Genomic DNA, 10,041 nt, shown 5'->3' with positions numbered 1-10,041 from the left:
GTGCGCGAACTTGGCCGCGCGCAGGATCTGGATGACGAGATCCACGGCGTGCGCCGGATCCAGCGGCCCCTCGTCGCTGACGACCTGCTTCAGCGCGCGGCCGTCGAGGTGCTCCATCGCGATGTAGTAGGTCCCGTCCCATTCCCCGCGGTCGTAGACCGAGACCACGTGGGGATGCTGGAGGCCCGCGGCGCTGGAGGCCTCGCGCCGGAACCGCTCGACGAACTCGGGATCCTCCGCGAAGCGCCGGTACAGGATCTTCAGCGCGACGTCCCGTCCGAGCTGCAGATCCTCGGCACGGTAGACGTCCGCCATCCCGCCCGAGCCGATGCGCTCCAGGATGCGATAGCGACCATCGACGATGGTCTCGTTGGCCAGGCGCTCATCCATTCAGCAACGACTCCATGACCTGCTTGGCGATGGGTGCGGCGACGACGCCGCCCTGCCCTCCGGTGGTCCGCTCGATCGTCACCGCGATGGCGATCTTCGGGTTCTTGGCAGGGGCGAACCCGATGAACCACGGCTGGTTGATGTCACGCGAAGGGTCGATTTCTGCGGTTCCGGTCTTTCCTGCCACATCGATACCCGACAGAGCGGCCGCGGTTCCAGTTCCCTCGCGGACGACGTTGGTCATCATCTCGATGAGCTTGTCAGCGTTCCCGGCGCTCATGACGCGCGCCTGCTCCTCCGGTTCGATCCGATCGACCGTGCGGCCGTCGATGTCGACGACGCGATCGGTGAGGTGCGGGCGCATCAGCCGGCCGCGGTTGGCGACCGCGGCGGCGACCATCGCCATCTGCAGCGGCGTCACGCGCAGCTTGTCCTGACCGATCGCCATCCGCCCGACATCCACGAAGCGCGACGTCGCGGGAACCAGGCCGCGCCCGGCGACGTACTCCCCGGACGGCAGCATCTGCCCGTCCGGGTAGTCCAGCGGCGGATCCTCGCCGAAGCCGAACCGCTTCATGTACTTCTGCATCGTCTGCTTGCCGAGTTGCTCGGCGACGTCGGCCCAGACCGTGTTGACGGAGTTCGTCAGCGCCGTGGTCAGCGTGACCGGCCCGAAGTCGCGGCCGCCGGAGTTGGCCAGCGGCACGCCGCTGATCGGCTTGCCGCTGTTGCCGTCGATCGTGGAGTTCGGCTGGAACCGGCCGCTGTCCAGCGCCGCGGCCGCGGTCACGACCTTGAAGGTCGAGCCGGGCGGATACCCCGCCTGGGTGGCGCGGTTCAGCAGCGGCGAGTTGTCGTTGTCGGTCGCCAGGCGCTCGAAGGTCTTCGTGGACCGCAGGTCCCGTGGGTCGAAGCCGGGCGTCGACGCCATGACCTTGACCGCGCCCGTCGACGGCTCGATCGCCACGACGGACCCCTTGCGCCCGTTGAGCGCGCCGAGCGCGATGCGCTGGGCCCTGGGGTCGAGCGTGGTGAGGACGTTGTCGCCGATCGGGTCCCGGCCGATCACGCGGTCGATCACCGACCCGAGCTCCCCCCGTCTGCCCGCGAGGTCGTCGTTGCGCGACCGTTCGAGGCCCGCCCGGCCGAGGGTCGTGTACGAGTAGCCGATCGCGTGCGAGAACAGGCCGCCCTCCGGGTAGGTCCGGCGGAAGGTGTCGTCCTGCGCGGGCACGCTGCGCGCGAGCACCGTGCCGTCGGCGGCGCGGATGAGGCCGCGTTTGATCCGCTGCTCCTCGAACACGCTGCGACGGTTGAGCGCGTTGTCGTTCAGCGCGTCGGCCTCGAAGACCGACCAGCGGCTCGTGAACGCGATGAGCACGGCGAACATCACGAGCACGAGCACGTAGAGGCGGGCGATGGGGGCGTTCACGTGATCTCCCGCCGGGCCTTGTCCGACACGCAGAGCAACAGGGCCAGCAGCACGAAGTTCGCGACGATCGACGAGCCCCCGTAGCTGACGAACGGCAACGTCACGCCCGTCAGCGGGATGACCTTCGTCACGCCGCCGACGATGACGAAGACCTGCAGGGCGAACACGGCGGTGAGCCCGGTGGCGAGCAGCTTGGAGAAGGAGTCGCGCGCGAGCATCGCGACCTTGAAGCCGCGCTCGGCGATGAGCAGGTAGACGAGGAGGACCGCGCAGGCCCCCACCAGGCCGAGCTCGTTGGTGATGAGCGCGTAGATGAGGTCCGTCTGCGCGGCGGGCAGGAACTGGATGTCGCCACCCTGCAGGGTCGTGAACGCCTGCCCGAACCCCGCGCCGAAGAACCCGCCGTCGGCTTGCGCGAACAGGGACTGGGCGAGCTGCTCGCTGCCTCCCACCCGCTCGAACAGCGACTGGTCGAACGGGTGGCGCCACGCGTCGATCCGGCTCTGCACGTGGCCGACCGTGCTGGCGAAGAACCAGAAGCCGATGCCGAACATCGTGAGCCCGATCAGGGGGAAGCTGAGGCGGTTCGTCGCGACGTAGATGATCGCCAGGAAGCCCCCGAAGAACATCAGGGAGGACCCCAGGTCGCGGATGAACACCAGCAGCACCATCGATCCGCCCCAGATCACGAGGAGCGGGCCGAGGTGCTTCAGCGGCGGGACGACGATCCCCAGCACGGTCCGGCCGCCCGTGACCAGCAGCTGCCGCGTGTCGCGCAGGTAGCTGGCGAGGAAGATGACCACGCCGATCTTGGCGAACTCGGCGGGCTGGAAGGTGACCGGACCCAGGCCGATCCCGAGGTACGCGCCGTTGGTCTGCTGTCCGATGCCTGGCACCCGCGGCAGCAGCAGCAGCGCCAGCGACCCCACCGCGATGAGGTACCGGTAGTTCTCGAGGCGCCGGTAGTCCCGCAGGAAGACGATGGTCGCCGCGAACGCCCCGAGCCCGACGACGAACCACTGCGCCTGCTCTCGGGCGAGCTCCTCGTCGAGGCGGTAGATCATCACCAGCCCGAAGCACGCCAGGACGGCGACCAGCGGGAACAGGTACGGGTCGGCCTCCTTGAGCGTCATCCGCAGCACGAGGTGCGCGGCGAAGCACAGGCCGAGGAAGATCGCCCCGTAGGTCAGCGACAGGTCGGTGAGGACGTCCTCGCGCTGGACGAACACCGCGGTGAAGCCCGCCGTGACCAGCAGCGACGCCGGGATCAGGGCGAACAGCTCGCGCGTGCGCGCGCTCATCCCGTCGCCTGCCCGGCGAGCTCCCCCCGCTCGATCTGCCGGACGAGGTCGTTGGCGTCCTCCAGGGAGCGGAGCTTGTGCGACGTGACGGTCTTCTTCGCGCCCGCCGGCAGCGACTGCGCGGGGACCCCGGACACGAAGTTCTCGGTGTACATGGACAGCCCGCCGGGGAGCTCGTACGGCACGCCCTTGTAGACGGTCACGAAGCCTTGGTCGTCGACGCCGACGAAGTAGACCGCCTGGGTGGCGATGTAGCCACCGGCGGCGAACGGGAACAGGATCAGCGTCAACCACAGCAGGCCGCGGCCCAGGCGACGCAGTGGACCGCGCTTCCGCTCGCCCGCGGGCCCGACCCGGATCCTCGGCTGCCTGGGCTGGACGGGCCCGCCGGCGGGAGCCTCGTCCGTGGACGCGGGTGCCCCGACCGCAGGCTGGGCGCCGGTCGAGGGGTCCGTCGCGGTCGCCGGGGCGGCGCCCTCCGTCCCGGGCCGGGCGGCGTCGCCGGTGGCGGAGTCGGTCTCGCGCAGCGCCGCCTGGATCTCCGCCACGGTCGGCGCCGCCGTCCCGAGACGGGTGGTCTGCTCGGCGGTGTCGTCCGCGAAGCTGACGTCGTCGAGCCGGAAGAGGACGACCGTGATGTTGTCGCGGCCACCGGCGGCGTTCGCCGCCTCGATCAGCGCCCGGCCGGCCGACTCCAGGGAGTCCGCGCCGCGGACGATCTCGCCCACGCGCTTCTCGGGCACCATCGACGTCAGACCGTCCGAGCACAGCAGGTAGATGTCCCCGGCCCGCGCGCGCCAGGTCATGCTGTCCACGTCGACGTCCGGCTCGGGGCCCAGGGCTCGCGTGATGATCGAGCGCTGCGGGTGGACGTCCGCCTCCTCCGGCGTGAGCTTGCCCTCGCGGACGAGCTCGTCGACGAGTGAGTGGTCGCGGGTCAGGCGCTCGAAGGACCCCTCCCGCAGCAGGTACAGACGGCTGTCGCCGACGTGCGCGATCGACAGCTCCTCCTCCCCCACGTACGCGGCGGTGATCGTGGTGCCCATGCCGGCCCGCTCCTCGCTGGCGCGGGAGTGCTCGTGGATGTCGGCGTTGGCCCGCTTGACGAGGCCCGCGAGCCGTTCCTCCGCGCTTCCGGACCCGTCCGGCAACCCTGGCTCGAGCGTCTTGACCGCCATCCTCGAGGCGACCTCGCCCGCCTGCGCTCCGCCCATGCCGTCGGCCACCGCGAACAGCGGCGACCGGGCGAAGGACGAGTCCTCGTTCGCCCGGCGCTGACGGCCGGTGTCGGATCCTTCGAAGCTCTCTGCGACGCGCAACATGAGTGGTTCCGGGTTCCTACCCTTCGAGGTAGGTGAACTCGCTGTCGCCGATACGGACCCGGTCGCCCGGGTGCAGCGGCTGGGGTCCGCCGAGGAGCTCCTCGTTGAGGTAGGTGCCGTTGGTGGAGCCGAGATCCTCGATCACGATGACGCCGCCCTGTCTGATCATGCGCGCGTGGCGCGAGCTCGCGAACGGATCCTGCAGACGGATCTCGGCCTGGTCGCCGCGGCCCATGATCGCACCCTCGCCGATCTCGTACTCCATGCCGGCCGTGTGGCCCGGCGCGCGCTCGACGACCAGCCGGGCGTCCAGCCCCTCCAGGTCCCCGCGCGGCACCGCCGCCGCGCTGTGGAGCCCGGTCGCGTCGGTCGGCGTCGACCCGCCGAGGACGGGATCGTGGCCGGCGTAGGACTCCTGCCGTGGCGCCACGGCGCTGCGCAGGTCCTTCAGCGCGCTCCGGGAGACCCACAGGATGAAGAGGTACAGGACGGCGAGGAAGCCGAACTGCAGGGCGACCGACACAGGCTCCAGCGTCACAGTCAGTCGACCTCGAAGGTGATCGGAACCGTGCCCAGCTCGATGCGGTCGCCGCCGGTGACCCGCGTGGGTCCGTCGACCGGACGGCCGTTGACCCGGACGCCGTTGGTCGACCCCAGGTCCTCGACGACCCAGCCGCCCGCGTGCGGGCGGATCTCCGCGTGACGGCGGCTGACGTTCGAGTCCCCGATCACGACGTCGCAGTCGCGGCTGCGGCCGAGGACCGCGCCCCCGGCGGGGACGACCATGCGGCGGCCCTCCGCGACCACGATCGCGCGGCCGCGCCGTTCGGCGCGCTGCTGCTCGAGCGGCTCCTGCAGCCTGTCCGCGCTCGAGAACACCATCGTGTTCCCGTGCTCGGCCTGGACGACGGCGGGCACCTCCTCGCGCGCGGCGGCCGGCGCGATGCCCGGGGCCGCCGCCTCGTTGGGCCGCACGAGCCGGGCCTGGATCCCGAACTCGCCGAGGTGCAGGCGCTCGTCGGTCTCGAAGGTGATCACGGGCCGGGAGACGAGGGCGAGCTTCTCGCCGCGGGCGTGCTCCAGCACGCGGACGGCGAGCTCGTCGGCGACCTCCTGCTCGATGGGCGCGAAGCTCTCGCGGTCCTCCGGGGACAGCCACACCACGTACTCGTTGGGGACGTAGGTGCGCGAGACGGAGACCGTCCGGTGCTCGTCCATCTCCTTCACGAGCCGGCGCGCGATCTCGACGGGGCGCACCGGCGTGCTGAAGACACGGCCGAACGTCCCCTCGACGAGGCCGGCGATCCTGCTCTCGAGGTTTCTCAGCACGCTCATGTCGGGAGTTCCTGCCGGCCCATGCTACGCAAGGGAACGCGTCTCGTCCCCGCTGCGTGACGGGCCCGACGTGGCCCGCACCCCGACGGCGAGGACGCCGGCGAGCGCGGCACCGGCGACGATCCCCCGTGCCTCCGGGGCCCCGGGGCCTTCGCCCCACCCCGTCAACACCCCGCCGAGCGCCTGTGTTGCGGTCGCCAGGCCCGCGGCCCAGGCCGTGGCCGCGACCATGTCGACAGCGGCCACGCGCCCGCGGACGAGGTGCGGCAGGGCCAGTGCCGCGGCCCCCCAGAGGAGCCCGACCAGCAGGACCCCGGACGTGAGCAGCGGCCACGCCACGTCCCGCAGGACGGCGCCCGCGCTGCCCTCCGCGGATCCGGCCGGGGCGACGGAGGCGGGGGCGCCGAACAGGAGTCGCTCGCCCGACATCGCCTCGGCGAGGACCAGCCACCAGCAGGAGAGCACGCCGAGCGCGAAGCGCTGCAGGGGCCTGGGCGCCTGGCCCACGACGGCGACGCCGCCCAGCGCGACCCCGCCGAGACCGAGTCCGGCGGCCATCGCCGGGCTGCACCACCAGTTCGGCGCGCGCCGGACGAGCACCGCCACCGGCAGGCCGGCCAGGGCCACGAACGCGGCGAGCCCCGGCGCCTCCCCGGCCAGCCACAGCACCAGCGCGGCGACGACCGCGAGGAACCCCAGCCGGGGCAGGAGGATCACGGCACCGGCGACCGCCCCTGCGCCCGCGAGCACGGGGACCGGGGCCGGGGGGCCGAGCCACTGCAGGGCCGCGCCGGCCAGGATCCCGGCGGCCAGTCCGCTCACGAGCCGGGCGGAGGGGCGCACCGGCTCGCGGTAGGCGTCGCGGTCCACGACGCGGCCCAGGACCTCGGTCGGGGCGCCCGCGATGGTCCCCGGTTCGTCGTCGGCGTCCTCGAGGGCGTCCTCGAGCGCGTCGCAGAGGTCGTCGATCGTCCCCCGCTCCGACGGGTCGGGGCGGACGGCGGTGTCGATCGCCCCGCACAGGTCCAGCGGCAGATCACGCCGCAGCCGCCCGAGCGCCGGGAGGCGTCGGCCGACCTTCCGCGCGGTCTGCGAGACGCCCGCGCCGCGGACGGGGTTGACGCCGCAGAGCGCCTCGTACAGGACGAGGGCCAGGGCGTAGAGGTCGGTCGCCGGCGTGACCTCGCGGCCCTCGGCCTGCTCGGGCGCCATGTAGGCGAGGGTGCCGACGACGTCACCGGTCCGGGTCAGCGCGTCGTCCCCCGCCATCCAGGCCACCCCGAAGTCGGTGAGCTTGGCGACGCCACCGGCGTCGGTCGGGCGGGCGGGCACCAGCACGTTGCCGGGCTTGACGTCGCGGTGGACCACGCCGCGCTTGTGCGCGTGGGTCAGGGCGTCGCACAGCGCGACGCCGATCCGCAGGACCGCCCGGTCGCTCAGCGCCCCGTCGTCCAGGAGGTCGCGCAGCGTGTGGCCGCGGACCAGCTCGCTGACGAGGTAGACCGTGTCCCCGTCGCGTCCGGCCTCGTGCAGGGCGACGATCCCCGGGTGCTGCAGGCGGGCCGCGGCCTTGCCCTCCCGCTCGGCCCGCTTGGCGATGCCGGGGTCCCCGACGTCGATCCGCTTGACGGCGACCGCCCGATCGAGGTGCTCGTCGTGCGCGACGAAGACGACACCCATCCCTCCCGCCCCGAGCCGCCGACCCAGTCGGTAGCGCCCGAGGACGGTCTCCGCGGCGGGCGCCGCGAGCGTGTCGGGGTCGTTCTGAGGGGCGGTCCGCACCGTCTTGCTGTTCCTTCCCGCGCGCGCGGGTCCTGCCGCCGAAAAGGGTTTCCGCGGTTTGACGGCGAACTTGCAGGGGAAACACCCCTCCGACGGGGCGGTCATACTGCTTCACGCACCGGTGCCCGGAGTGCCGACCACCCGCGTGGTCGGCCCCAGACGCCGGGAACTCGACTTATGTCGTTCTTCGACGACGACGAACCCACACGCGCAACGCGCCCGGCTCGGCCACGGCGTCCGGCACCCGCATCGACGGGCGGCAGGCCGCGCTCTGCCGCGGCGCCGGACTCGCAGACGCTCCGCACCCGTCAGGGGGTGGCGCTCGGCGTCGGCGTCCTGGTGCTCTTCCTGCTGGTCTTCGGGGTCAAGGGCTGCCTGGACAGCCGCCGGGACCGCGCGCTGAAGGACTACAACCGCCAGGTCACCGCGATCGTCAGCTCCTCCAACGAGCAGGTCAGCGAGCCGTTCTTCGCGCTGCTGAACGCCGGGACGGCGGACGCCAACGAGCTCGAGCAGACGATCAACGAGTACCGCGTCGTGGCCGACCAGGACGCCAAGCGCGCCCGCACGCTCGACGTGCCCGACCAGATGGTGGCGGCCCAGCGCAACCTGGAGCTCGTCCTCAACCTCCGGGCCGAGGCCCTGCGGAAGATCGCCGACCGCGTGGCCGCCGCGAAGGCCGACGGCGAGAACAACCGCCAGTCCGCCGAGAACGCCGTGCAGCAGATCGCCGGGCAGATGAGCGCGCTGCTGGCCTCCGACGTGGTCTACAGCCAGCGGGTCGCACCGTTGATCAAGCAGGCCCTCGACAGCGCGGACATCAGCGGGCAGAGCATCGCCACGTCGACCTTCCTCCCGAACGTCGCCTGGCTCACCGTCGATCAGGTCGCCGGCCGGCTCGGCGCCCAGCGGGCGGCCGGGGGCCGCGGCGCGAACGCCGAGCCCGCTCCCGGGACGCACGGCCACGGCCTCGAGAGCGTCGCGGTCGGCAGCACGACCCTGCAGCCGGGCAGCGCGGTCAACCGCGTGCAGGCCGGGTCCAACGTCTCGTTCACCGTGAAGGTCGCGAACCAGGGCGAGAACGACGAGGCCGATGTGCGCGTCGTCGTGCGGATCCGCGCACCCAGCCTCAAGACCCTGAGCACCACCAAGACGGTGCCGCAGACGAAGTCGAAGACGTCGTCCACGGTCACCGTTCCGCTGTCGAACGCGCCGCCGATCGGCACCCCGGTGACGGTCGAGGTGGAGGTGCGCCCGGTTCCCGGTGAGAAGGTCACCGACAACAACAAGAGCACCTACACGGTCCTCTTCCAGCGGTAGGGCCCCCGAGGCCCGACCTCCGGGACTGCGGGCCTGCCGGGCCCGCGGCTATCCTCGCTCCGGTGGACGATCTCAGTACGACCACGGGCATCGTCGCGGCGGTGGCCGGCCTCATCGCGATCGTGGCGCTCGTCGTCGCCGTCGTCGCCGTGGTGCGCCTGCGCCGGCTCTCCGCCCAGCAGGAGATCGTGCTCGGCGACACCGGGAAGAGCGATCTCGTGGGGCACGCCTCCCGCCTGCAGGCGGAGTTCGGCGTCCTGCACGACTACGTCGAGGACGTCGCCGCGCGCCTCGACGAGCGGTTGAGCGCGGCCGAGCTGCGGCTCGACGGCTCGATCACCTACCACGGCCTCGTGCGGTACGACGCCTACAACGAGATGTCCGGCCGTCAGTCGACGACCGTCGCGCTGCTGGACGCCACCCGCTCCGGCGTCATCGTCTCGTCGATCCACCACCGTGACAGCGCGCGGATGTACGCCAAGCTCGTGCGCGACGGCAAGGGGGAGCTGACGCTGTCCCCCGAGGAGGAGCTGGCCGTCGAGCTCGCCCTGTCGCGCGAGCTGCAGGCCGAGGATCCTTCGGCCTGATGCGTGTCGGGTTCCTCGGGCCTGCGGGGACGTTCTCCGATGCGGCGGTCCGGGCCAGCTCCCGGACGCCGGCCGATGCGGAGCTCGTGCCGCTGGGCACGGTCCACGCCACGGTCCTCGCCGTGCAGTCCGGCTCGGTCGACATGGCGCTCGTGCCGATCGAGAACGCGCTGGAGGGGGCGGTGAACGCGACGCTCGACGCACTCGCGTTCGACGCGCCCTCGGTGATGGTGGTCGGCGAGGAGGTGCGCGGCATCTCGCACTGCCTCATCGCCCGGGAGCCGTTGGATCTCGCGGACGTCGAGGTGGTGGTGTCCCACCCCCAGGCCAACGCCCAGTGCCGGGAGTTCCTGCGAAGCGAGGTCGGTCGTGCGCGCGTGCTGGCCGCACCGAGCACCGCCGAGGCCGTGCGGATGGTCGCCGGTGGCGAGGTCGCCGGGTCCGGCGCCGCGGCGATCGGGCCTGCGCTCGCCGCCGAGATCTACGGCGCGACCGTCCTGCGCGAAGGCGTGGAGGACGAGCCCGGCAACGTCACCCGCTTCGTCTGGCTGGCCCGTGCCGGTGACGCGTCG

Annotated in this window: 10 protein-coding genes; 3 read left to right on the top strand and 7 right to left on the bottom strand. The window is 72.3% G+C overall.

The window, feature by feature from the left end; all coding sequences use genetic code 11:
- The 7 genes from ABYE80_RS11575 to ABYE80_RS11545 form a co-directional block, all read right to left on the bottom strand.
- Window positions 1-390: protein kinase (locus ABYE80_RS11575; RefSeq protein WP_372790433.1), on the bottom strand; the 390-nt coding region annotated here is incomplete at its 3' end.
- The gene (locus ABYE80_RS11570; protein WP_372790432.1) at window positions 383-1,822 is read right to left on the bottom strand and encodes a peptidoglycan D,D-transpeptidase FtsI family protein; all 1,440 of its coding nucleotides are present in this window, start codon (window positions 1,820-1,822) and stop codon (window positions 383-385) included. The genes ABYE80_RS11570 and ABYE80_RS11575, both read right to left, overlap by 8 nt.
- Complete coding sequence (locus ABYE80_RS11565) at window positions 1,819-3,123, bottom strand: FtsW/RodA/SpoVE family cell cycle protein (RefSeq protein ID WP_372790431.1); 1,305 nt, start codon at window positions 3,121-3,123, stop codon at window positions 1,819-1,821. Before ABYE80_RS11565 ends, ABYE80_RS11570 begins: the two co-directional genes overlap by 4 nt.
- Entirely contained in the window at window positions 3,120-4,445 is a 1,326-nt protein-coding gene (locus tag ABYE80_RS11560) for a Stp1/IreP family PP2C-type Ser/Thr phosphatase (RefSeq protein ID WP_372790430.1), read from the bottom strand. The genes ABYE80_RS11565 and ABYE80_RS11560 overlap by 4 nt, the downstream gene beginning before the upstream one ends.
- 16 nt (window positions 4,446-4,461) lie before the next feature.
- Entirely contained in the window at window positions 4,462-4,983 is a 522-nt protein-coding gene (locus ABYE80_RS11555; RefSeq protein WP_372790429.1) for an FHA domain-containing protein, read from the bottom strand.
- A gap of 2 nt (window positions 4,984-4,985) precedes the next feature.
- On the bottom strand, window positions 4,986-5,780 hold the full coding sequence (locus ABYE80_RS11550; RefSeq protein WP_372790428.1) for an FhaA domain-containing protein: 795 nt from the start codon (window positions 5,778-5,780) through the stop codon (window positions 4,986-4,988).
- 24 nt (window positions 5,781-5,804) lie between these two features.
- Window positions 5,805-7,562: a serine/threonine-protein kinase gene (locus tag ABYE80_RS11545; RefSeq protein ID WP_372790427.1), complete on the bottom strand. Its 1,758-nt coding sequence runs from the start codon at window positions 7,560-7,562 to the stop codon at window positions 5,805-5,807.
- Between the two features lie 315 nt (window positions 7,563-7,877).
- Here ABYE80_RS11545 and ABYE80_RS11540 point away from each other — a divergent pair, with 315 nt between their 5' ends.
- The 3 genes from ABYE80_RS11540 to ABYE80_RS11530 all read left to right on the top strand — a co-directional run.
- Entirely contained in the window at window positions 7,878-8,882 is a 1,005-nt protein-coding gene (locus ABYE80_RS11540) for a hypothetical protein (RefSeq protein ID WP_372790426.1), read from the top strand.
- A 62-nt stretch (window positions 8,883-8,944) separates the two neighbouring features.
- Window positions 8,945-9,469, top strand: coding sequence for a DUF4446 family protein (locus tag ABYE80_RS11535; protein WP_372790425.1), 525 nt, complete (start codon window positions 8,945-8,947; stop codon window positions 9,467-9,469).
- Window positions 9,469-10,041: prephenate dehydratase (locus tag ABYE80_RS11530; RefSeq protein ID WP_372790424.1), on the top strand; the 573-nt coding region annotated here is incomplete at its 3' end. The genes ABYE80_RS11535 and ABYE80_RS11530, both read left to right, overlap by 1 nt.

This window comes from Paraconexibacter sp., from assembly GCF_041602235.1.
Classification (GTDB): domain Bacteria; phylum Actinomycetota; class Thermoleophilia; order Solirubrobacterales; family Solirubrobacteraceae; genus Paraconexibacter.
The sequence above is the reverse complement of the archived record's forward strand: the minus strand, read 5'-3'. Positions and strand labels throughout refer to the sequence as shown.

Excerpts from the sequence above, each read along its gene's own strand:
- ABYE80_RS11565 (WP_372790431.1), bottom strand. The coding sequence starts at position 3,123 with ATGAGCGCGCGCACGCGCGAGCTGTTCGCCCTGATCCCGGCGTCGCTG.
- ABYE80_RS11550 (WP_372790428.1), bottom strand. The coding sequence starts at position 5,780 with ATGAGCGTGCTGAGAAACCTCGAGAGCAGGATCGCCGGCCTCGTCGAG.
- ABYE80_RS11560 (WP_372790430.1), bottom strand. The coding sequence starts at position 4,445 with ATGTTGCGCGTCGCAGAGAGCTTCGAAGGATCCGACACCGGCCGTCAG.